Source organism: Rhodococcus sp. LW-XY12, assembly GCF_019317345.1.
GTDB classification, from domain to species: domain Bacteria; phylum Actinomycetota; class Actinomycetes; order Mycobacteriales; family Mycobacteriaceae; genus Rhodococcus; species Rhodococcus pyridinivorans.
This window is the reverse complement of record NZ_CP079225.1, coordinates 99305-121883: the sequence shown is the minus strand read 5'-3', so window position 1 is coordinate 121883 and position 22579 is coordinate 99305. Positions and strand designations below refer to the sequence as shown.

The following is a 22579-nucleotide window of genomic DNA, read 5'->3' as shown; positions in this document are numbered from 1 at the left end:
CGGTCGGCACCCGCACCGCAGACCGCCGTCTCACGCAACGACCACGGGACGGTAGCGCAGGGCGCGACCGAGACCGAGCGCCATCAGCACGGACGTGATCGACGCCGTCGCCATGATCGCGGCGAGCACGACCACCTGGAACCGTCCGGCCTCCACCGGCGACAACCCGCCGAAGATCGCGCCGACGAACGCCCCGGGCAGCGTCACCAGACCGGTCGTCTTCGTCTGGTCGGTCGACGGGATCATCGCCGCGTGCACGGCGAAGCGTGCGGGTGAGAGTGTCGCCTGCCGCATCGTCGCGCCGAGTGCGAGCCAGCCCTCCACCTCGGGCCAATGGTCGTCGACGGTTTCGTGGAAGCGGCGACCGGCGAGGGCCGCGACCGTCATGGTGTTGCCGATGATGATGCCGCCGAGCGCGAGCGCGTAGCGCGGGGTGGCCTCCACCGCGCCGGTCGCGAAGACGATGCCCGCCGAGACGAGCACGCCGGTCAGCATCGCGGCGGCCGTCACCCCGCGCACGACGGCCTCGCTCCCGATGCGTCGGCAGGCCGTCCACCACGCGACGGTGAACATCACGACGAGCACCACCGCGACCCACCGGGCGTCGGTGATGACGCCGGAGAGCACGACGCTGATGAGCGCGAGTTGCACCGCGCCGCGGGCGATGGCACCGACGGGCGCGAATCGGTGCGGGACCCGGAACGCCCACAGCACCGCCGACGAGATCACGGCGAGGGCGAGGATGCCGATGATCGTGGGGATCAGGACGGTCGGGTCGATCACAGGGTCGACGTTAACGTCCCGGTCGCCGGGTGAGGCCCTATCGTCGCTCGGGCGCGGCGCGTCCCCAAAGGCGCTCGGGCGCGGCGCGTCCCCAAAGTCGCTCGGGCGCGGCGTGCGGCAGATCCGCGGTGGACGCCACGGGCCAGTGCAGCGGATCGGGGCCGAGCGTGCGGAGCTGCTCCACCTGCTCGCGGCACCACACCGACACCTCACGGCGTCCCTCGACGACGTCCTCGGAGAACTCCGTCCAGTCGGCCCATTCGGTGTCGTGCACCTCCGACGGTTCGGGGGTGGGCGCCGGCCCGTCGTAGAGCACGCGGAAGACCGGGCAGATCTCGTTCTCGACGATGCCGTTGTCCATCACCGCCCGGTAGCGGAAGGACGGCAGGACGACCTCGATGTCGTGCGCGTCGAGCCCGAGTTCCTGACGCAGCCGGCGGCGCACGGCCTCGATGAGCGGCTCGTCGGGCGCCGGATGACCGCAGCAGCTGTTCGTCAGGACACCGGGGAAGGTCGACTTGTCCAGGGCGCGCCGGGTGAGCAGAACGTTGCCGTGGTGGTCGAAGACGTACGACGAGAAGGCGAGGTGCAGCGGGGTGTCGGTGGTGTGCACCGTGGCCTTCGACTCGATCCCGACCGCGCGGCCTGCGTCGTCGAGCAGCACGACCTGTTCCATGTGATGTCCTGTTCTGTATTCGTGTCCGAATGCCGGCTCGGCCGGTCGGGCCTCACCGGCCGAGCGGCGCGGTGGGCATCCCCAGTCTCGACCGTGAACGCAGCGTGGTCCAACCGGCCGAGGCCAGCCGCGGTGCCGCCACCGACAACCGCCGGCGCCGCGACACGCGTGCGCGCTGGTGGAGTACCCGGTATCCGCTCTCCTCCACCGCCCGCAGGATGTCGCCGTAGAGGACGAAGGCGGTCCGCATCGCGGGACGCACCTTCGGGTCGAGCAGGTCGATGCCCGGTTCGGCCACACGGTAGATCGAGCGGGTGTGCGCGATCAGGTGCGCGAGGGCGCGTTCGAACCGCACGTCGCGCTGTCCGGTCCGGCGGCAGTGCCACAGCAGGTCCTCGTCCACGTCGAAGGCGGCGAGGATGTCGGCGGGCAGGTAGATGCGGTCGCGGTCGAGGTCCTCACCCATGTCGCGAATGAAGTTGGTGAGCTGGAAGGCCTCACCGAGTGCGGCGGCGGGAGCCTCGGCCTGTTCACGTTCGCCCTCGATCCCGAGGATGGGCAGCATCTGCAGCCCGATGACGGCGGCCGAGCCGTACATGTACTCCGACAGTTCGTCCATCGTGCGGTACCGCGACCGGAACAGTTCGGTGCCGGGGATGTCCATCCGCATCGACCGCAGGAAGGCGTAGTAGTACTCGTGCGGGATGTCGTACCGCTGCGTGGTGTCGACGAGGGCCCGCAGCACGAGACCGAATTCGTCGTAGGTCGGCGGCCTGCCCCCGAGCGCGTCGGACAGACGGCGTTCGAGCGCGTCGAGAACCGGTGCCGCGTCGACCGGTTTCACGTCGACGATGTCGTCGACCATCCGCGCGAAACCGTAGAGGGCGTGCACCCCGGCCCGTTTGGACGCCGGGAAGATGCGGGTCGCGAGGAAGTAGGTCTTGCCATGGCGCCGGTTGAGCTCACGGCACAGTTGATACGCCTCGTGCAGATCGGGATCGATCCCGTCGAGTTCACCCATGGGCAACCGCACCTGCTTCCATCGGAATCGACATCGTCGTGAGCCCGGCAGTCGCGCCACCGGAGATACGTTCTGCGGCAAGACGTCCGGAGATGATCACGGTCGGGACGCCGACACCCGGCGTGGTACCCGACCCGGCGAGGACGACATTGTCGACGCCGTGCACGAGGTTCGGGCGGCGGAAGGGCCCTGTCTGCCGGAACAGGTGCGCCGCCGAGAAGGGGCTGCCGTCGAGCATGCCCTTGTCGGCCCAGGTCCGCGGGGTGTCGATGTGGTCGACTCGCATCGAACTCGCGAGTCCCCGATAGCCGCGCTGCTCGAGGACCTGCTGGATCTCCCGCATGTACGGCCTGCCGAGTCGGCCCCAATCGAGGGGTGCGGCAGCGAGATTCGGGCACGGCGCCAGCACCGAGACCGGTTCGCACTCGACACCGCCGCGCACGACCCGCAGGGACGGATCGGTCACGGCAGGTCGCGTGATGAGCAGGGACGGATCGGCCATCAACCGGCCGCGGCCGCGCGGGGCGGTGATCCGCGCGAAGGTCTCCGCCCACTCCTCACCGAAATCGATGGTGTGGTGGGACTCCGGCCAGGCCTGTGTCACCTCGGTGGGTACCGTGCCGTGGAAGACGACGGCCGAGGGCGACGCGACGGTGGCGCTGCGGGCGCGGCGGCGCGGCGGGACCCCGGCGCGCAGCAGCAGGTCGTCGACCACGGGCAGGTCCACGGTGAGGACGACGGCGTCGGCGGCGAACTCCCGGCCGTCCGCGGAACGCACGCTCTTCGCGCGGCCGCCGTCGACGCGGAGTTCCGACACCTCGACCCCGGTGTGCACGGTGCCGCCGTTGCGGACGAGCGCATCGACCATCGCGGCGGCGATGGTGGACATGCCGCCCTTCGGAAAGTAGACGCCGAGCGAGGTGTCCATGTGGGCGATGGCGCCGTAGACCGCCAGGGCCGTCGACGGTGCGGTGCCCGCGTACAGGGCCTGGAAGGTGAAGATTCGCCGGAGCCGGTCGTCCCGGATGAACGACCCGACGCGCGATCCGAGCCGGCCGAAGCCGCCGAGCCGGACGAGGTTGGCGGTGTCGCGCAGCGCCGCGGGTGTCGACACGAGATCGAGCGGCGAATCGAAGTTGGAGTCGATGTAGCGGTCGAACTCGGCGTCGAAGATCGACGCGAGCCAGCGGCGCAGCCGCCGATATCCGCCGGCCTCCTCGGAACCGCACACGCGCGCGATCTCGGCGGTCATCTCGTCCGGATCGGAGTACACGTTCAGGGCGGTGCCGTCCGCGAAGCGCGCGTGGTAGCCGGGTGCGAGCGGGGTGAGGTCGAGCGCCGGGATGGTCGAGTCGAAGGATTCTCCGACGGCCGCGAGCGCGTCGGCGATGAGGTTCGGCATCGTCAGCACACTGGCGCCGTTGTCGATGTCGTAGAGATGCCGCCCGTCCTCGAACACCGGGTACGTTCCCACGCGACCACCGACCGTGTTCTCGCGTTCGAGGACGGTGACGCGCCTGCCGGCACCGGTGAGGTGGAGCGCCGCGGACAGTCCCGCGAGGCCCGCACCCACCACGACGACGGACTCGACGGAGCCGCCGACGGACCTCACGCCTTGCCTACCTGCGCGCGCGGGGTCGTCTGCTCGGTGCGCGTGCGCGCTTCCATGAACAGCTGGAGGAAACCTGCGGACGGGTGCGGGTGCCGATTCTCGTTCTGCCGGGCTTCGTAGTTGGGCATGATCGGTGTTCCTCTGGTCGTCGCCTGAGCGGCGTGGGCGTGCGTAGTGGTTCGTGTCGGTCGGTTCGGGTGACGGCCCTCACGCCGTCTCTCCCCGTATTCGGAGCCCGTCGTCGAGCGGATGGGTCGGGTCTGCGGATTCGTCCCGGCCCTGGACGGGCGCGATACGGTCGAGGTATGGCTGCCCGCAAGACCGCTGTGCTCCGACGGCCGTCGGAGACCGACGACTACCTCTACGAACCCGTCGATCGCAGGATCAGAGGTGAGTGGTTCGGCCGGACGGTGGTCGACAGCACCCGGGCCGTGCTGGTGTGGGCACCCGGCAAGCCCGTTCCGTTCTATGCCTTCCCCCGCGAGGACGTCCGGCTCGACCTGATCGCGGCCTCCCTGTCACCGAGCCGCTCCCGGCAGGACGTCTGGCAGTGGTACGACATCGTCGTCCGCGACCATCGGGCCTATTCACCGGTCTGCCAGCTCGACGTCGACGGTCTCGACGACCGTCTCGTCTTCCAGTGGTTCCGGTGGGGCGAGACCGGGCCGGGCGACGACGTCGACGAGGGCGAACGGTGGTTCGAGGAGGAGACCGAAGTGTTCACCCATCCACGCGATCCCTATCACCGCGTCGACGCCCTGCGCAGCTCCCGGCACGTGCGGGTGACCATCGGCGACGTCGTGGTCGCCGAGACCCGCAACCCCGTACTCGTGTTCGAGACCGGCCTCCCGACCCGCTACTACCTCCCTCCCGAGGACGTCGACTTCTCGGTGCTCGAGGAATCCGAGTGGCGGACGAGCTGCCCCTACAAGGGCGCCGCTCGATACTGGTCGTTCTCCGGCACACCGCCTGCCGAGAACGTCGCATGGTCGTATCCCGAGCCGTTCCCCGGCATGGAGCCCATCGAGGGATACGTGTGCTTCTACGACGACGCCGTGGAGATCACGGTCGAGGAGTGAGTGCGTCGGCTGCGGGACGCAGCGCTGCCCCGATCCCCGAGCCGCGGGCCTGGCGCGCACTGGCGGCCCTGTGCGTGGGTCTGTTCATCACCCTGCTCGACCAATCGCTCGTCGCGGTGTCGCTGCCGCGTATCCGCGAGGATCTGGACGCGAGCATCAACCAGGTGGTGTGGGTGTCGGCGGCCTATCTGCTGACCTTCGCGGTGCCGCTGCTGGTCACCGGTCGTCTCGGCGACCGTTTCGGTCAGCGCAACGTCTACCTGGTGGGCATGGCGATCTTCACGGCCGCGGCCTTCGCGTGCTCGATGGCTCCGACGATCGAGTGGCTGATCGCGCTGCGTGCGGTGCAGGGGCTCGGCGGGTCGCTGATCAACCCGCAACCGCTGAGCATCATCCACCGGATCTTCGCGCACGACCGGCGCGGTGCGGCCACCGGTGTGTGGAGCGCGGTGGCCAGCTCGGCGGGTCTGTTCGGGCCCGTCCTCGGTGGGGTGCTCGTCGGTACCGGTGGGTGGCGGTGGGTCTTCTTCGTCTACATCCCCCTGGGCCTGATCTCTCTGGTGATGGTCGCGCGGTACGTGCCGAAACTGCCGACCGGGGCGCGTCGCATCGACGTGCTGAGCGCCGTCGTCTCGCTGGTCGCGGTCACCGGCGTGATCTTCTCCCTGCAGCAGGGTCCCGATGTCGGCTGGACCGTGTGGGTGTGGGTCGTCCTCGGTATCGGGATCGTGGCGTTCGGGGTGTTCGTGCGTCTGCAGCGGACCGCGGTGGCCCGCGGCACCGAGGCGCTGGCCCCGCTCGGGTTGTTCACCCGCCGCAACTTCACCCTCGGGGTGACCGCCGTGGCGACGCTGGGTTTCACGGTCTACGCCGTGAACCTGCCGATCATGCTCTACCTGCAGGTGGGTCAGGGACTGTCCGCGCAGGTCGCAGGTCTGATGCTGGTACCGATGGGCGTGATCTCGGTGATCATGGCGCCCTTGATCGGGCGGGTCACCGATCGGGTCGCGCCGGGCCGGATCTCCCGGATCGGTTTCTCCGCGATGATCGCGGCGATGCTGTCGTTCGGTGTGGCGATGCATCTCGAGGCCACCGTCGGCTGGCTCCTGATCCCGATCGTGCTGCTCGGTTTCGCGAACTCGTTGTGCTGGGCCCCGAACTCGACGATCGCGTTGCGCGACCTGCCCGGTGACCTCGTAGGCGCCGGATCGGGTGTGTACAACACCGCCCGGCAGGTCGGTGCGGTACTCGGTGCGGCCGCCCTCGGTGCGGTGATGCAGATGGGTGAGGGGACGCTCGGGTTCGGTGCCGCGATGGGCAATGCGGTGTTGCTCCCGGTGGTCTTCCTCTTGGTGGGACTGGTGGCGGTCTCCCGTTTCCGAGAGAGTTCCACCGTCACCAGCGCAACGGGTGCGTGAGCAACCGTCATCGGCGCAACGGGTGCGTGAGCAACCGTCATCGGCGCAACGGGTGCGTGAGCAACCGTCATCGGCGCAACGGGTGCGTGAGCAACCGTCATCGGCGCAACGGGTGCGTGAGCAACCCTCATCGGCGCAACGGGTGCGTGAGCAACCGTCATCGGCGCAGCAGGTGCGTGACCAGGCGTCCGCCTTCCTCCAGGGACATGTGGGGAAGATAGGCACGACCGACCGCGATCCCGATGGTCGGCAGCGCCGCCGGGTCCGGGAACACCATGTACAGCGGGCGGTAACGGGGCTGGAACTTCGCCTTGAACGCCAGCAGCGAGCGGAATCCGTATACCGGTTCGAGCGTGCGGCCGAGCAGATCGAGCAGGGCGTCGAGGGCTCCTCGGTCGAGTCCGGACCCACCGTCCATACTCGCGAGGGGCGCCCCCGACAAGCTCAGGAATTCGAGGCCCTCGTCGGCGGCGGACCGTGCCGCGGACGCGATGAGGAATTCCATGGCCGGCCGGAAGCCGTCCGAACGTCGCCGCATGAAGTCCAGCGTCAGCCCGACCACCTTCCCGTCCCGGTGGACCGGCATCCACGACGTGATCGCATGGACGTGGTCGTTCGCGTCGACCGCGAGCAGCAACCGGACTTCGGGATCGCGCAGTTCGGCGACTCCTCCGAGCGTGAACCCCATCTCGGGCAGTCCCTTGTCGGCCACCCATTCCTCGGAGATGTCGACGATCTGCTCGGTCACCGACAGCGGCGCGGCGGCGAAGGTCGTCCATCGCGCTTCGATCCCGTCCTTGGCAGCACGGTTGAGGGCGGTGCGGACGTCCTGGAACTTCTTGCCCTTGAAGGCGAGGTCCGCGAGATCGACGACGGTCTCCTCACCCACCTGCAAACAGGTCCAACCGTGGTCCCGGGCGATCGTCGCCGTCTCCTCGCCCACCGAGTACAGGCACGGTGTCCATCCGTTGCCGAGGCAGTACGCCGCGAACTCGTCGATCGTCTCGGTCATCGAGGCGCGCTCACCGATCGGATCCGTCGCCGTCAGCGCGACACCCGAGTGGACCCGATACGCCACGGCGTGCCTGCCGTCGGTGCCGAACCAGTACCGATTCCCCGCCCAGGTGGTCATCCACGACATCGATCCGCCGCCCGGGTCGTGCAGGAGTTCTCGCACCCGCTGCTCGTCGCCGAGGTCGACCCCGGCAGGGGGCACGAGGAAGCTGCGCCACAGGAGCACGCAGAAGGCGACCCAGACGATCACGCCGATCCACTCGAACAACAGGGTGGCGGCGGTGTCGAGGGGCATCACGGGAGGCTCGAAGAGCTGGAGGTAGACCGGTGGAAGGAGCCGGCGCGGCGCGTCGCGGAGCAAGGTGCCGATGCCGGGATCACGATCGAACCCGTCCGCCACCAGCGTGCCCACCACCACGTACGTCACGAGCGCGATGCCTGCGGCGGCTGCGGTTCCGGCCCATACCCGGCGATAGGTTCCCTGCGGTGCACGGACATCGAACAGGGTGCGGGTCAGCAGTAACAGGGCGAGCACGGAGACCAGCGCGAGGAGTGGCGCGAGTTCCATGGATACGGAGCTGTGCCGGTGGATTCCGTACAACAGGGAGCGGGTCTCGTCCTGTTCGGTCACGCGGACGATCGTGCTCGCGGCGGCCACGACGATCAGCACGATGTGTCCTCCGACCGAGAGGAACCATGCTGCCCGCCGCCCTCGACGCAGCCCTTCGGCACCGGTCGCAGGCAGATCGTCCGACGCCGACCAGTCCTCCACCGGCACGGTCTGCGATGCCCGGAGGGAGGGGTCGTCGAAGGGGACGGTCCGGTAGTCGCTGATTCCGAGAACAGTCCGAACGGTGGGACAGGCGTCGTAGACCGCGTCGATCCGGCCCGCGGCGGAGATCACGACGAGTACTGCAGACACCACGAGTGCCGTCGCGACGAGTGGTCGGGCCCGGTCGCGACGTCGCACGAACCATCGTCCGATCAGTAGGGAGACGGCGAGCAGTGCCGTTGCCGCCCAACCGTACACCGCCCACGGCAGACGATCCGGGAACGGTTTCCACACCTTCTCGATCAGGAGCGCGGCCACCACCGTCGAGCCGAGGGCGGCGGTTACTGCGAGGGGTACTCCGTGTGCGAACCACACCCGGTAGCGGCGGAGGAGCAACACGATCAGACCGATGACCGTGAGGATCGCGAACACCGCGGTCGCCGTGGGGGTGGTGAGCGGTATTCCCAGCACTCCGTTCACCATCCTGGTCGAGGACATGGCGATCAGTATGCGCGGCCTTACACCCACCTGTCCGACATCACCGTCGAGACCATCGCAGAACAAGCGGAGGTTTCTCCACGCACGCGCTGATCGCCGCTACGGCGGCCGGTGCGGTGCTGTTCGTCGCGGTGGAACGACGCGTCGCCGAACCCGCGATCGGCTGGTGCTCCTGTCGACCCTCGGCGCGGACACCCCGATCTGGGTGCTGGGCTGCTGGTTCGCCGTGCTCGGCATCGGATTCGGCACGTCCATGCAGCTTCTCGTGCTGATCGTGCAGAATTCCGGTTCTCGAGGCGGACAACGACGCGCTCGTGCCGATCTGCCTGTACATTGCGCCGCTCGTGGTGGTCGCCGGGGTCCTGCTGTGCCTCGTCGTCGAGAAACCCCTCGCGACCACCATCGCGTGGAAGAGCGATCCGGCTCCTAGCGACCCGGCAGCCACTGCATCGACTTGACGAAGGGGGCGAGCATCTTCGCCCACACCCGCCGCGGAAGTCCGCGCGGGCCGTCGAGATTGAGCAGGCGCGTCGTCGCGATCGTCTGCGCTTCGGTGTACTTGTACAGGCCCTCCGCGCCGTGGCGGCGTCCCATGCCGGAGATGCCCATACCGCCCATCGGTGCGTCGGTGCTGCCCCATGCCGGGGCGTATCCCTCGTCGACGTTCACCGTGCCGGCACGCACCCGCGCGGCGATGGCCTCGCCCTGCGCCTTCGTCGCGCCCCACACCGATGCGTTGAGCCCGTACTCGGTGTCGTTGGCCTCGCGGATCGCTTCTTCGACATTCTCCACCGGATAGATCGACACCACCGGGCCGAACGTCTCGTTCCGGTAGCACTCGGCGTCCTCGGGCACGTCGGTGAGCACGGTGGGTTCGAAGAACAGCGGTCCGAGGTCGGGCCGCGTCTTCCCGCCGGCGACGACGGTCGCGCCCTTGGCGACGGCGTCCTCGATGTGCCGGGTCACCGTCTTGACCTGGCTCTCGCTGATGAGGCAGCCCATCTCGGTACCGAAGTCGTAGTCGGGACCGAGCGACATCTCGCGCACCCGTGCCCCGAACATCCGGATGAACTCGGGGGCGATCGACTTCTCGACGTAGATCCGCTCGATCGAGATGCACAGCTGCCCGGAGTTCGAGAAGCATGCCCGCACGGCGGCGTCGGTGACCTCGCGCAGGTTCACCCCGGAGGTGACGATCATGGGGTTCTTGCCGCCGAGTTCGGCGGAGAACCCGATCAGGCGCCGGCCGGCCTGCTCGGCGAGCAGACGTCCCGTCTCCGACGAACCCGTGAACATCAGGTAGTCGGTGCTCTCGACGATCGCGGTGCCTACCACGGTGCCGGGACCGGTGACCACGGCGAAGACGTCGCGGGGGACCCCGGCCTCGTAGAGAAGTTCGACGACGGCGAGCGCGCAGTAGGGCGTCTGGCTGTCGGGCTTGAGCACCACGCTGTTGCCGGCGAGCAGGGCGGGGATCGCGTCGGAGACGGCCAGCGTCATCGGGTAGTTCCACGGCGCGATCACGCCGACGACGCCCTTGGGATGGTGCAGGACGGTGGTCTTCGTCAGGACCGGCAGCATGCCCGTGGCCTTGCGGGGGCGCAGGAGCTTCGGTGCGACGCGCGCGTAGAACCGCGCGGTCATCGAGATGTCGAGCACCTCTTCCTGCGCGGAGACACGGGACTTGCCGGTCTCGGCCTGCGCCATGTCCATGAGCTGCTCGCGTCGGGACAGCACGAGCTCGCGGTAGCGGTGCATGATCGCGGCGCGCTTCTCGACGGGCAGCTTCGCCCACGCGACCTGCGCGGTGCGGGCCCGGTCGATCGCGGCCTTCGCGTCCTCGGCCGTGCCGACCGGCACGGTGGCCAGCTCCCGGCCGGTGAACGCCTCGACGACGGGGCGGGTGGTCCGCTCGGCGGCGTCGGGGATCGCGATGAGGTCGGCAAGACGCTGGAAGGTCGCAGCGCTCGGAGCTGGCATGTTGCACCCCTACCGGTGAGTAGTACTTGCAGTTTCACTAAACCTACCCGGGTGCGTGTGTGCTGTCACACAGGCGTGGCGTCGAGGCCCGTCTCCCGATCGTCGCGTCGCTCGGGACCTGCTTCGACGATCCCCTGAGCGACCTCCGCGAGAGGGACGTTGCTGTCCTGCGAGAGCCGGCGCAACAGTTCGAAGGCCGCAACGGCATCGATACCGAAACGCTCCATGATCATGCCCTTGGCCTGCCCGATGATGTCGCGGGTCGCCAGGGCGGACGCGAACTGTCCCCGACTGCGCGCCGCGCTCATCGCCATCGCGGCATGAGCGGCCAGGACCTCGGCGGTCGCCTCCGCCGGAGGACCGAACGCCTCGGCTTTCGCAGAGAACATGTTCAGCGCTCCCATGCTCTCCTGATCGAGATACAGCTGGAACGACAAGGCACTGAGCACACCCGCGTCCACCGCGGCCTTCGCGAAACGCGGCCAGCGGGTCTCCGTCCGCAGGTCTTCGGAGCGCACCACGAGATATTTGAAGCTCGCATCGAGGCACGGACCTTCCCCGAACTGTTCCTGGACGTCGTCGAGATGCTCGGCGAGTTCCGACGTCGCGGCGAGAGAGCGGAAATGCTTCCCTCCGGTCACGATGAGGACGTCGGCGCAGTCGGCCCCCTCCACCAGTTCGACCGCGGCCGCGGTGACGCCGCGCAGGGTCTCGTCGAGATCGGCCGGATGGTAGAAGCCGCGAGCGAGCTGGGCCATACGCCGCCCGAGATCGCCCGCTTCCGACGCACGTGTCATGGGTTCATCCCTTCTCCACCGAGTTCGTAACCCCGCGGATCCGCCGACCGTATTGCCCGCTTCAGCGAGCTCTACACCGCCGTCCTCCTCATCGGAACACGACCTCTTCCATTTCTACTCCGATAGTCTGGACTGATGGATCCGCCGGTGACCCGGTATCTACCCCGCGATGGTCACAATCCGGCCTACGGGGTGGCCGGAACCGGCCCCACCGACGTCGTGTGGTTCTTCGAGGTCCAGATGCATCTGGACCTGTTGTGGACCGATCCGTACATGCACTCGCTCTTCGAACGCCTCGCCACCTGTTCGCGCGCCGTCTGTTTCCAGCGCCGCGGTTTCGGGCTCTCCGATCCCGTCGACCACGTGCCCACGATCGAACAGCAGGCCGAGGACGTCCCCGCCGTCATGGACGCCGAGCAGATCCGGCACGCCACCCTCATCGAGGATCGGCCCGATCGCCCAGGAAGCCGGCGTGGGAACCCTGGTGCTCTCGCACATGGTCCCGGGCAATCGGCCCGATTCCACCTGGGAAGGATGCGGCGCCGGATTCGACGGGCGCCTCGTCATCGGCCATGACCTCGACGTGATCGGCGTCGGAGCCCCGGCCTGACCCCGTGCGCCGGAGCCCCGGCCTGACCCCGTGCGTCGGAGACGCAGCGTGAGCCCGTTCTATTCGCCCGTGTAGAACGCACTCGTCCGCTCGGCGGCTGCGCGTGCCTGTTCGGGGTCCTCGCCCGCGGCGATGTCGGCCTCGCACCAGCCTTCGCTGCTGTCGCGGACGAACTGCAGACCTTCCTCGGACATCGACCAGGTCTCGAATTCCTTCGGATCCACCGTTTCTCCCGATTCGATGTGCAGTCCGAGTCCGAGAAGCGCCTGGTCCCAGCCGATACCGACTGCGCCCGGACCGTACTTCTCCCAGTGCTCGTCGGGGTGGGCGATGTGCGTCAGTTCCAGACGCGCCCGGTCTCCCGGTTCGGGCAGGACCGACACCTCGATCCAGCTCACGCGACCAGCGAATTCCCAGGTGGCCGCGAACGTCCGGGGCGGTTCGCAGGTGAGGACCTCACCGCCGGCGTTGCCCTGGAGCTGGTACCGGCCACCGACCTCGAGGTCGCCCTCGACGGGCAGGAACCAGCGGGGGATGCGCTGCGGGTCGGTGCACGCCTCCCACAGGTCCTCGGCGCTCGTGCGGTAGCTGCGCGAGATCGTGACGACCTTGGCCTCGTGGCCCTCGACGGTGCGACGACCGACCGTGCGGCGACTCGTCTCGTTGCTCGTGATCACGTTCTTCATGAGGATTTCCTTCTTTCGTCGGAAGCAGGGAGCGCGGGCGGGACGGCGTCGCGGCTCCGCCGCTCACGCTTGCCGCGCGCGATCTCGGTCTCCAGGGCGTCCAGCGCCGCGAATACCGGCGTATGCAGACCCGCGAGCCAGTCCTCGAGTTCGACGAGGACCTCGGGATCGAGTTCGTAGTAGCGGCGGGTGCCGTCCTTGTGGACGGCGGCGAACCGCTGGTCGCGCAGGATCTTGAGATGTTGCGAGACCGCCGGCTGGGAGATCGAGAACTCCCGGCCGATCGCCGCGACGATTTCACCGGCCACCTGCGGACCGCCCGCGAGCAGTTCGAGAATGCGGCGGCGAACCGGATCTGCGAGGACCTCGAACCCGTGCATGGACCAACTATATAAGTTCCTACTTATATTCACCAGAAGGACGGTTCCGCTACCTAGACTGCGACATATGACGACAACGACGCGCGTCTCCGAGGAAAAGGTCGACCGAGCGGTCATCGACGAACGGGCCCCCTCGGTCGCCCGCCTGTTGCTCGATCGAGTGGCCGCCACACCCGACGCCGAGGCCTTCCGCTACCCCGACGGGAAGGACGGCTGGACGTCGGTCACCTGGGAACAGACCGGGGATCGGGTACGACTGCTCGCGGCCGGCTTGATCTCCCTGGGTATCGAGGCCGAGGACCGCGTGGCCCTCGCGTCGTCCACCCGCTACGAATGGGTGCTCGGCGACCTCGCCGTCATGTGCGCGGGCGCCGCGACCACCACCGTCTACCCCACCACCCACGCCGACGACGTCGCGTTCATCGTCGCCGACTCCGGCAGCCGGATCGTCATCGCCGAGGACGCCGGGCAGGTCGAGAAGCTCGTGAGCCACCGCAGCGATCTGCCCGAGGTGGCGAAGGTCGTGGTCGTCGAGGGCACCGGCGACGGTGATTGGGTCATCAATTTCGACGAGCTCGCCGACCTGGGCCGCGGCCTGCTCGCCGAGGACTCCGGAGCGGTGCTCAACCGCATCCACAGCATCAGGGCCGAGCACCTGGCCACCCTCATCTACACCTCGGGTACCACCGGCAAACCGAAGGGCGTGCGCCTGCCGCACTCGGCGTGGACCTACGAGGCCGCCGCCATCGACGCGCTGCACATGCTCAGCTCCGACGACCTGCAGTATCTGTGGCTGCCGCTGTCGCACGTCTTCGGCAAGGTGCTGCTCACCCTCCCTCTGCAGATCGGCTTCCCCACCGCGGTGGACGGACGTGTCGACAAGATCGTCGAGAACCTCGCGGTGGTCCGCCCGACCTTCATGGGTGCGGCCCCGCGCATCTTCGAGAAGGCCCACGCGCGCGTCGAGGGAATGATGGAGGAGGAAGGCGGCGCCAAGAAGAAGATCTTCGACTGGGCCGTAGGCGTGGGCCGGAAGGTGTCGAAGGCGAAGCAGGCCGGCAGGTCGCCCGGACTGCTGGACAAACTGCAGCACGGCCTCGCCGACAAGCTGGTCTTCTCCACCATCCGCGAACGCTTCGGCGGTCACCTGCGGTTCTTCATCTCCGGTTCGGCGGCGCTCAACCCCGAGGTCGGCGAATGGTTCGACGCCGTCGGCATCCCCGTCCTCGAGGGTTACGGACTCACCGAGACCTCTGCCGCGACGTTCGTCAACCGTCCCTACGCCAACCGCATCGGCACGGTCGGCTGGCCCGTCCCGGGCACGGAGGTCCGCATCGCGGAGGACGGCGAGGTGCTCGTCCGCGGCCCCGGTGTGATGACCGGCTACCACAACCGGCCCGACGCGACCGCCGAGTCGCTCTCCGACGACGGATGGTTCCACACCGGCGACATCGGCAGCCTCGACGACGAGGGCTACCTGCGCATCACCGACCGCAAGAAGGACATGTTCAAGACGTCGCAGGGCAAGTACGTCGCCCCGTCGTCGCTGGCAGCGACCTTCAAAGGCATGTGCCCGTACGCGTCGGAGATCGTCGTCTACGGCGAGGGCAAGCCCTACTGCGTGGCGCTGGTGGCGCTCGATCCGGAATCCGTCGGCGAGTGGGCGAACAAGAACGGTGTGAGCGGATCGTTCGAGGACATCACACGGCACGACAAGACCCACGATCTGATCTCCGGATACATCGACGAGCTGAACCTGCAGCTCAACCGGTGGGAGCAGATCAAGAAGTTCACGATCATCGAGCGTGAACTGTCGGTCGAATCGGGTGATCTGACGCCGAGCATGAAGCTGCGCAGGAAGGTCGTCGTCGACAACTTCGCCGACAGGCTGGCAGGCCTCTACGAAGGGTGACGGCCTATCCTGGGTCTCATGATGAGTAGTGCACGACCGAATTTCCTGCAGCGGATCGGCTACATGTTCGGTCGCGCGCTACCGCCCGAGATGCGGGAGTGGGTACGCGACGACGTCCTGGGCCCCGGCGGAACACGCCGCTACCTGCTGCGATGGAACCTGCCGATCATCCCGCTGCTCCTGCTGTTCCTGCTGATCCCGGGGCCGGTGTGGATCCCGATCGCGATGATGCTGTTGCTGCTGCTGCCATGGGTCTACTTCTCGGTGGCGTTGATGCCCATCTGGCAGCGGCACCGCCTCCAGCAGCACGGTCTCGATCCGGAACTGCTCAGCGCGAAGGCACGCGCCCGCGCCGCCCGCGAACGAGAGGACTACGAACGCCGTTTCGGTCGCGCGTCCTGACCGGACCTCCCACAGTGCGGGGCAGCGTGTCCGCTTATCCTCGCACCATGAGTGACACCCCTGCCTTCACAGCCACAGCAGACCTCGCCGACGAGATCGGCCCGGACATCCGCAGCTGCGACACGCAGTTCATCCAGTTCGGCGGCCGCACCGAGTTCGTCGGCCCCATCACCACCATCCGCTGCTTCCAGGACAACCTGCTCGTCAAGCAGACCCTCTCCGAGCCGGGCAACGGCGGCGTGCTCGTCGTCGACGGCGGTGGCAGCATCCACACCGCGCTCGTCGGTGACATCATCGCCGGTCGCGGTGTCGACAACGGCTGGGCCGGGGTCATCGTCAACGGCGCGGTCCGCGACTCCGCCATCCTGCGCACACTCGACATCGGCATCAAGGCCCTCGGCACCAACCCGCGCAAGAGCACCCAGACCGGCTCCGGCGAGAAGAACGTGCCCGTCGAGATCGGCGGCGTGACGTTCAACCCGGGCGAGATCGTCTACAGCGACTCCGACGGCGTCGTCGTCCGCGTCGAGAACTGATCAGCCGAGCGCGCGGGTCGACCCGCTATTCGTGCGCGACCCGCGCGCTCGCCCCGGCGATCTCCACCACGTCGCCCACCTTCAGCTGACGGCCGCGACGCACCTCCACCTCACCGTTGACCGACACCAGGCCGTCGGCGATCACTTCCTTGGCCTCCGCACCCGACTCGATGAGGCTTGCGAGCTTGAGGAACTGACCGAGCCGGATCGACTCGTCACGGATCGGTACATCGAATGCGTCGGACATGGCACCCATTGTCCCCGACACTGGATCCATGGCCCGCCCCAGCATCATCTGGTTCCGTCGTGATCTCCGACTGAACGATCTGCCCACCCTGCTCTCGGCCACCGAGGCCGCCGACGACGTCCTCGCCCTGTTCGTCCTCGACGACGCACTGCTCCGCCCGTCCGGTGCCCGCCGGCGCGACTTCCTCATGGGATGCCTGCAAGCCCTCGACCGGGATCTCGGCGGGCGCCTGCTCGTCGTCCAGGGAGACCCGATGATGCTGGTGCCGCAAGTCGCCGCCGAGTTCGATGCGGCCGCGGTCCACATCAGTTCCGACCACGGTCCCTACGGCACGCGACGCGACCGAGCGGTCGCCGAAGCGCTCGGCGACGTCCCGCTGGTGGCCACCGGCTCGCCGTATGCCGTCACGCCGGGCCGCATAACGAAACCCGACGGCACTGCATACAAGGTGTTCTCGGCCTTCCGCCGCGCCTGGAACGACCACGGATGGCACACACCCGCGGCAACCGGACCGGACACCGCCGACTGGGTCGACCCGAGCGGCTGCTCCACACGCGTACCGATTCCCGAAGCCGGCGACGAACCCACACCTCCCCCCGGAGAGGCGGCCGCACTGGAGCGATGGCGCGAATTCCTCGACGACGGTCTCGAACGGTACGCCACCGACCGTGACCGGCCGGCCTACGACGGCACGAGCGGCCTGTCGCCCTATCTGAAGTTCGGCTGCATCCATCCGCGGACCCTGCTGCACGACATGAGGAACCGGTCGGACGAGGGGGCCGTCACCTTCCGCAGCGAACTGGCGTGGCGCGACTTCTACGCCGACGTCCTGTTCCAGCGGCCCGAGACCGCCCGGACCAACTACAACAGCGACTTCGACGCCATCACCTACGATTCCGGACCCGACGCCGACGCCCTGTTCGCCGCGTGGTGCGAGGGCCGCACGGGATTCCCGATCGTGGACGCCGGGATGCGGCAGCTCCTCGCAGAGGGCGTCATGCACAACCGGGTGCGGATGATCGTCGCGTCGTTCCTGACGAAGGACCTGCACCTGCCGTGGTGGCGTGGGGCGCGACATTTCATGAAGCATCTGGTGGACGGCGATCTGGCCTCCAACCAACACAATTGGCAGTGGACGGCGGGCAGCGGCACCGACGCCGCTCCCTACTTCCGGGTGTTCAATCCGACCCGGCAGGGCGAGAAGTTCGATCCGACGGGTGAATACGTACGCAGATGGGTACCCGAACTGCGGAGCATCGACGGCGCTCGTGTGCACAGCCTGCCCGACGGCCCTCCGGACGGATACCCGGAACCGGTCGTCGATCACGCACACGAACGCCGCGTCGCTCTGGACAGATACGAGCGGATTCGCTCACCCCGATGAAGAAGACGGCGAAACGACCCATCCGGTCGTGGCGGTGCTCCGAACAACTTCTGGACGGACAACCTGTTCGCCGTACACCCAACGAAAGGACATCGCAGTGCGCGCTCTCGTCGAGGCAGCTTTCATGGCCATCCACAACCCGCTCGTCGACGCATACACCTTTCTGATCAGCGTCCTTCCTGCTTGAGTGGATACGGTGCAGGAGTCCGCCCCGGCGCCGTCACCACCGGGCGCCCCGGCGCCGTCACCACCGGGCGCCCCGGCGCCGTCACCACCGGGTGAGCATCACTGCAAACAGGAGGTAGGGCATGGGCATCGAATTCTCGAGCGTCGTCGACGCACCGCGTGACGAGGTGTTCGACTGGCACTCCCGGCCCGGCGCCATCCTCCGCCTGATCCCGCCCTGGCAGCCGATGAACGTCGTCGCCGAGGCCGACTCCCTCGAATCCGGTACGGCCGTCCTCGGTCTCCCCGGCGGTCTGCGCTGGATCTCCCGGCACAGACCCGAGGATTACGACCCGCCAGCACGTTTCGTGGACGAACTCTCCCACGACGGCCTGTTGTCGCGCCCCGCCACCGTCATCGGCTCGTGGCGCCACGAACACCGCTTCGACGTCGTCGACGAATTCCGCACCCGCGTCACCGATCGCGTCGACACGCCGGTACCGGGCTGTTTCCTCACCCAGACCTTCCGTTACCGGCACCGCCAGCTCGCCGACGATCTCGCGAGCCACCGCTGGTCGCACGCGCAGGGCATCCGACCCGGGACGGTCGCGGTGACCGGATCGAGCGGACTCGTGGGTACTGCCCTGACGGCCTTCCTGTCCACGGGTGGCTACCAGGTAGTCCGCCTGGTGCGCCGGAAACCGCAGCGCACCGACGAACGATGCTGGGACCCTCAGGATCCGGCGCCCGACCTACTCGAAGGCGTCGACGCCGTCGTCCACCTCGCGGGCGCGTCGATCGCGGGACGGTTCACCGACTCCCACAAGGCCGCGATCCGCGACAGCCGCATCGAACCGACACGCCGACTCGCCGAACTCGCCGCGACCACACCCAACGGTCCCGCGACCTTCGTCTCGGCGTCCGCGATCGGCCTCTACGGTTACGACCGAGGAGACACACCGCTCGACGAGAACGCATCACGTGGAACGGGTTTCCTCGCCGACGTCGTCTCCGATTGGGAGGCCGCGGCACATCCCGCAGAGAAGAAGGGCATGCGGGTCGTGCACGTGCGCACCGGCATCGTCCAGACACCCCGCGGCGGAACGCTCCAGTTGATGCGGCCGCTGTTCGCGAGCGGTCTCGGTGGCCGGATCGGCGACGGCCGGCAGTGGTTCTCCTGGATCGACATCGACGACCTCCTAGAGGTCTACCACCGTGCCCTCACCGACCCCGGCCTGACCGGACCGGTGAACGCCGTTGCACCGCAGCCGGTGCGCAACGAGGAGTACACCCGGGTACTGGCGTCGGTGCTGCACCGGCCCGCACTGCTGCCCGTCCCCGGTTTCGGCCCCCGGTTGCTGCTCGGCGACGAGGGTGCACGCGAGGTCGCCCAGGCCGATCAGTTCGTCGTCCCGAAGGCGCTGATCGACGCCGGGCACCGGTTCCGGCGTCCCGATCTCGAAGCGTCGCTGCGCCACCAACTCGGCCACATCCTGGAGGAACCGTGAGCGGAAAGCGTGTCCTGGTCACCGGAGCGACCGGCTACATCGGTGGCCGGCTCGCTCCGCGCCTGCTCGAGGCGGGTTACCGGGTACGGGTGCTCGCGCGCAGCCCCGACAAATTGCGCGACGTGCCGTGGGCCGACGACGTCGAGATCGTCCGTGGCGACCTCGACGACGCCGAATCGCTGCGCGCGGCATGCCGCGACATCGACGTCGTGTACTACCTGGTGCATTCGATGGGTGGTCGCGACGAGTTCGTCGACGCGGAGAAGCGAGCGGCGCAGAACGTCGCCGACGCGGCACGCGACCACGGCGTCTCCCGCATCGTGTACCTCGGTGGGCTGCACCCGGAGTCGGGTGATCTCTCACCGCACCTGTATTCACGGGCCCAGGTCGGACGTATCCTGACGGATTCCGGTGTTCCGACGCTCGTGCTGCAGGCCGGCGTCGTGATCGGTTCGGGTTCGGCGTCGTTCGAGATGATCCGGCATCTGAGCAACCGGCTCCCCGTCATGACGACCCCACGCTGGGTGAACAACCGGATCCAGCCCATCGCGGTGCGCGACGTCCTGCACTATCTGCTCGCTGCCGCAGATGCACCCCTCCCCCGCAGTGGCACCTACGACATCGGTGGGCCCGACGTCCTGCGGTACGGCGAGATGATGCAGCAGTACTCGGAGGTCGCCGGTCTGACGAAACGCCGGATCCTCGTCCTGCCCGTCCTCACACCGAAGCTCGCCGGTTTGTGGATCGGTCTGGTCACGCCGATTCCTCCGCCTCTCGGTCGCGCGCTCCTCGAATCGCTGTCGACCGACGCGGTAATGCGCAACCATGACGTCGACTCGATCATCCCCCCACCGGAATCCGGCCTCACCGGCTACCGCGACGCGGTCCGGCTCGCCCTCGGCCGTATCGAACGGGGAGAGGTCGAGACGACGTGGACGAACGCATCACCGGTCGGTGCACCCGCCGATCCGCTTCCGTCCGACCCGGACTGGGCCGGCGAGGTCGTCTTCACCGACGAGCGGTCACTCGAGTCGGATTCGTCCCAGGAGAAGGTGTTCGCCGTCGTCGAGAGCATCGGCGGCGAGAACGGTTGGTATTCCTTCCCGTTGGCGTGGACCATCCGCGGCTGGCTCGACCGGTTCGTCGGCGGCGTCGGACTCCACCGCGGTCGCCGCGACCCGAAAACCCTGCATACCGGTGACGCCCTGGACTTCTGGCGCGTCGAACGGATCGAACGTCCGACGCTGCTGCGCCTGCGCGCGGAGATGCGGGCACCCGGCGGAGCGTGGCTCGAGTGGCGGGTCGAACCGCTGGAGTCGGGCCGGTCGCGCGTGCACCAGCGGGCGATCTTCTTCCCGCGAGGGATCGCCGGTCGTCTCTACTGGTACGCGCTGGTTCCCTTCCACGGCATCATCTTCCGCGGCATGCTCGAGAACATCGCGGGTACGGCCGGCCGCTAGAGCGATCCGCTACATCTTTCGCCATCCGCTACGGCAATTCGCTGGTTGTCAGGATGTTCGTGAGACACCTGGCAATCAGCGCGGGGATCGGAGCACACCAATGATCGACATCCCTGTTGGGCGGACCCGCACCGGCAAACGCGCGTTCTCCATCGCCTACAAGATCGAGTTCCTACGGCAGTGGGACCAATGCATCGAAGTCGGTGCCAAGACCCGCCTACTGCGCGAGACCAACCTCGACTACGCCACCATCGCACGTTGGATCCACGCCCGGGATTCGGGAGACTTGGAAGCGTCGATGGTGACCGCAGCAGACAAGTCGAGGGACCGAGTGGACAGTCGAGACCGTGCGGAGCTGGCCAAACTCCGCAAAGAGAACGAACGCCTCCGCGAGAAGGTCGCCCAGGGCGACGCCGCCGTGGAAATCCTGGGAAAAGCATTCGAGCTCTTGCAAGGGATCACCAAGAGCTCGACCGACGAGGACCCGCAGATCCCGCCGTCGTTGATGAGTGCCCGCGAGTACGCGCAATGGCTCGAACGCCGAGGACTGTCCTGACCGACACCGTCACCGCGTTGGCCGCAGCCGGCGTGCCGATCGTGCGTGGCTGCGCATTGCTGGGGATCCCCCGGGCCCGCTACTACCGGGAGGTGCGCGGGTATCGGCACTATCGGCCGGTGTCCGATCCGATCCGGCAGCGGGACCGGCACCAGCCGGCCGCGTTGTCACCGGCCGAGAAGGACACCATCGTCGAGGTGATCCTCGCCGAGGGGAACACCCATCTGTCTGTGTGCCAACTGTATTGGCGGTCCTTCGATGAAGGGCTGGTGGAGTGTTCCCAGTCGAGTTTCTATCGAGTGGCGCACTCGCAGAACCTGGTCGGGGACCGACGCCGCAGCCGCAGCGGCGGCCCGGGATCGGGGATCAGCCGCCGCAAACCGGTCGTTCCGGCTCCGGCGGTGGGCACATTGTGGTCGTGGGACATCACTGTGCTCAAGGGGCCACGCACCCAGGACCGGTATCTGCTGTATCTGGTGATCGATGTGTATTCGCGGTTCCCGGTGGCCTGGCGCATCGAGTACGCCGAGACCGCCGCTGCGGCGGTGGAAATGTTCACCGAAGCGTTCACCGCGTTCGGGGCACCGACGGTGCTGCACGCCGACAACGGGGCCTCGATGCGCTCGACCGCACTGCTCGATGCGCTCGACGAGCAGCAGGTCCTGCCCTCGTACTCACGGCCGCGGGTCAGTGACGACAATCCGTTTTCCGAGTCGTTGTTCAAAACCATCAAGTACGACCTGTCGTGTCCGCACCGGTTCGACAGCATCGACCATGCCCGGCGGTGGACCGAGGAATTCATGACCCGATACGCCCTCGAACACCGCCACAGTGGGTTGGGTCGACACACCCCCGCGTCGGTGTTCCTCGGCACCGCCGTCGAGGAACACCGACGCCGGCAGGACCGACTCGACCGGATCCATGCCCGGCACCCGCAGCGGTTCCAGCGCCGGCCGCTGGCACCACCACTACCTCGACCGACCGGAATCAACATCACCCATCTGTCTCAGACAGGTTGACAACTTCCGAATTGCTGTAGCGGATGGCGAATTCGCGAGCGGATGCTCTCGGGACGACGGATCT

22 protein-coding genes are annotated in these 22579 nt (G+C 67.9%); 11 read left to right on the top strand and 11 right to left on the bottom strand.

What is annotated here, in order from left to right:
• Positions 1-30: 30 nt before the first annotated feature.
• The 5 genes from KXC42_RS00550 to KXC42_RS27005 are packed head-to-tail and all read right to left on the bottom strand — an operon-like array spanning position 31 to position 4220.
• Positions 31-783 carry an ABC transporter permease gene (locus KXC42_RS00550; protein ID WP_039583619.1) on the bottom strand — a complete coding sequence of 251 codons (753 nt, stop codon included), beginning with the start codon at positions 781-783 and terminating at the stop codon, positions 31-33.
• Between the two features lie 37 nt (positions 784-820).
• A complete protein-coding gene (idi, locus tag KXC42_RS00545) occupies positions 821-1459 on the bottom strand; it encodes an isopentenyl-diphosphate Delta-isomerase (RefSeq protein WP_219129776.1) in 639 nt (212 codons plus the stop codon).
• 52 nt (positions 1460-1511) lie between these two features.
• The gene (locus tag KXC42_RS00540; protein WP_006553367.1) at positions 1512-2480 is read right to left on the bottom strand and encodes a phytoene/squalene synthase family protein; all 969 of its coding nucleotides are present in this window, start codon (positions 2478-2480) and stop codon (positions 1512-1514) included.
• Positions 2473-4092 (bottom strand): phytoene desaturase family protein, encoded by a 1620-nt coding sequence (crtI, locus tag KXC42_RS00535; protein ID WP_219129775.1) that lies wholly within the window; start codon positions 4090-4092, stop codon positions 2473-2475. Before crtI ends, KXC42_RS00540 begins: the two co-directional genes overlap by 8 nt.
• Entirely contained in the window at positions 4089-4220 is a 132-nt protein-coding gene (locus KXC42_RS27005; protein WP_257605954.1) for a hypothetical protein, read from the bottom strand. The genes crtI and KXC42_RS27005 overlap by 4 nt, the downstream gene beginning before the upstream one ends.
• A 177-nt stretch (positions 4221-4397) precedes the next feature.
• On the opposite strand from KXC42_RS27005, the gene KXC42_RS00530 reads away from it, so the two are divergent.
• Positions 4398-5171: a DUF427 domain-containing protein gene (locus KXC42_RS00530; protein ID WP_006553365.1), complete on the top strand. Its 774-nt coding sequence runs from the start codon at positions 4398-4400 to the stop codon at positions 5169-5171.
• Positions 5168-6589, top strand: coding sequence for a DHA2 family efflux MFS transporter permease subunit (locus KXC42_RS00525; RefSeq protein WP_006553364.1), 1422 nt, complete (start codon positions 5168-5170; stop codon positions 6587-6589). The genes KXC42_RS00530 and KXC42_RS00525 overlap by 4 nt, the downstream gene beginning before the upstream one ends.
• A 157-nt stretch (positions 6590-6746) precedes the next feature.
• Here KXC42_RS00525 and KXC42_RS00520 read toward each other — a convergent pair whose 3' ends face one another.
• From KXC42_RS00520 to KXC42_RS00505, 3 genes are all read right to left on the bottom strand, one after another.
• Entirely contained in the window at positions 6747-8873 is a 2127-nt protein-coding gene (locus tag KXC42_RS00520; protein WP_257605952.1) for a bifunctional lysylphosphatidylglycerol flippase/synthetase MprF, read from the bottom strand.
• Between the two features lie 426 nt (positions 8874-9299).
• A complete protein-coding gene (locus tag KXC42_RS00510) occupies positions 9300-10853 on the bottom strand; it encodes a succinic semialdehyde dehydrogenase (RefSeq protein ID WP_219129774.1) in 1554 nt (517 codons plus the stop codon).
• A gap of 65 nt (positions 10854-10918) precedes the next feature.
• Positions 10919-11650, bottom strand: coding sequence for a GAF and ANTAR domain-containing protein (locus KXC42_RS00505; protein WP_219129773.1), 732 nt, complete (start codon positions 11648-11650; stop codon positions 10919-10921).
• A 135-nt stretch (positions 11651-11785) separates the two neighbouring features.
• Here KXC42_RS00505 and KXC42_RS00500 point away from each other — a divergent pair, with 135 nt between their 5' ends.
• Positions 11786-12226 (top strand): alpha/beta fold hydrolase, encoded by a 441-nt coding sequence (locus KXC42_RS00500; RefSeq protein ID WP_219129772.1) that lies wholly within the window; start codon positions 11786-11788, stop codon positions 12224-12226.
• Between the two features lie 93 nt (positions 12227-12319).
• Here the strand turns inward: KXC42_RS00500 and KXC42_RS00495 are convergent, their stop codons facing one another.
• Both KXC42_RS00495 and KXC42_RS00490 read right to left on the bottom strand, forming a co-directional pair.
• Positions 12320-12946, bottom strand: coding sequence for an SRPBCC family protein (locus KXC42_RS00495; protein ID WP_219129771.1), 627 nt, complete (start codon positions 12944-12946; stop codon positions 12320-12322).
• Entirely contained in the window at positions 12943-13326 is a 384-nt protein-coding gene (locus KXC42_RS00490; RefSeq protein WP_006553358.1) for a helix-turn-helix transcriptional regulator, read from the bottom strand. Before KXC42_RS00490 ends, KXC42_RS00495 begins: the two co-directional genes overlap by 4 nt.
• A 67-nt stretch (positions 13327-13393) precedes the next feature.
• Between KXC42_RS00490 and KXC42_RS00485 the strand changes: the two genes are divergently transcribed.
• The 3 genes from KXC42_RS00485 to rraA are packed head-to-tail and all read left to right on the top strand — an operon-like array spanning position 13394 to position 16176.
• Positions 13394-15238, top strand: a complete 1845-nt coding sequence (locus KXC42_RS00485) for a long-chain fatty acid--CoA ligase (protein WP_064255998.1) — start codon at positions 13394-13396, stop codon at positions 15236-15238.
• 18 nt (positions 15239-15256) lie between these two features.
• Positions 15257-15640 (top strand): DUF5313 family protein, encoded by a 384-nt coding sequence (locus tag KXC42_RS00480; protein WP_006553356.1) that lies wholly within the window; start codon positions 15257-15259, stop codon positions 15638-15640.
• Positions 15641-15687: 47 nt separating this feature from the next.
• The gene (rraA, locus tag KXC42_RS00475) at positions 15688-16176 is read left to right on the top strand and encodes a ribonuclease E activity regulator RraA (RefSeq protein ID WP_006553355.1); all 489 of its coding nucleotides are present in this window, start codon (positions 15688-15690) and stop codon (positions 16174-16176) included.
• A gap of 25 nt (positions 16177-16201) precedes the next feature.
• On the opposite strand, the gene KXC42_RS00470 is transcribed toward rraA, so the two are convergent.
• Complete coding sequence (locus tag KXC42_RS00470; RefSeq protein ID WP_006553353.1) at positions 16202-16423, bottom strand: RNA-binding S4 domain-containing protein; 222 nt, start codon at positions 16421-16423, stop codon at positions 16202-16204.
• 28 nt (positions 16424-16451) lie between these two features.
• Here KXC42_RS00470 and KXC42_RS00465 point away from each other — a divergent pair, with 28 nt between their 5' ends.
• The 5 genes from KXC42_RS00465 to KXC42_RS00445 all read left to right on the top strand — a co-directional run bounded on the left by KXC42_RS00465 (position 16452) and on the right by KXC42_RS00445 (position 22515).
• Positions 16452-17807 (top strand): deoxyribodipyrimidine photo-lyase, encoded by a 1356-nt coding sequence (locus KXC42_RS00465; RefSeq protein ID WP_039583606.1) that lies wholly within the window; start codon positions 16452-16454, stop codon positions 17805-17807.
• A 308-nt stretch (positions 17808-18115) separates the two neighbouring features.
• The gene (locus tag KXC42_RS00460) at positions 18116-19480 is read left to right on the top strand and encodes a TIGR01777 family oxidoreductase (RefSeq protein WP_006553351.1); all 1365 of its coding nucleotides are present in this window, start codon (positions 18116-18118) and stop codon (positions 19478-19480) included.
• On the top strand, positions 19477-20940 hold the full coding sequence (locus tag KXC42_RS00455) for an SDR family oxidoreductase (RefSeq protein ID WP_219129770.1): 1464 nt from the start codon (positions 19477-19479) through the stop codon (positions 20938-20940). Before KXC42_RS00460 ends, KXC42_RS00455 begins: the two co-directional genes overlap by 4 nt.
• 100 nt (positions 20941-21040) lie before the next feature.
• Entirely contained in the window at positions 21041-21496 is a 456-nt protein-coding gene (locus KXC42_RS00450) for a hypothetical protein (RefSeq protein ID WP_039583527.1), read from the top strand.
• Positions 21469-22515, top strand: a complete 1047-nt coding sequence (locus KXC42_RS00445) for a DDE-type integrase/transposase/recombinase (RefSeq protein WP_219129769.1) — start codon at positions 21469-21471, stop codon at positions 22513-22515. Before KXC42_RS00450 ends, KXC42_RS00445 begins: the two co-directional genes overlap by 28 nt.
• The last annotated feature ends 64 nt before the right edge of the window (positions 22516-22579 follow it).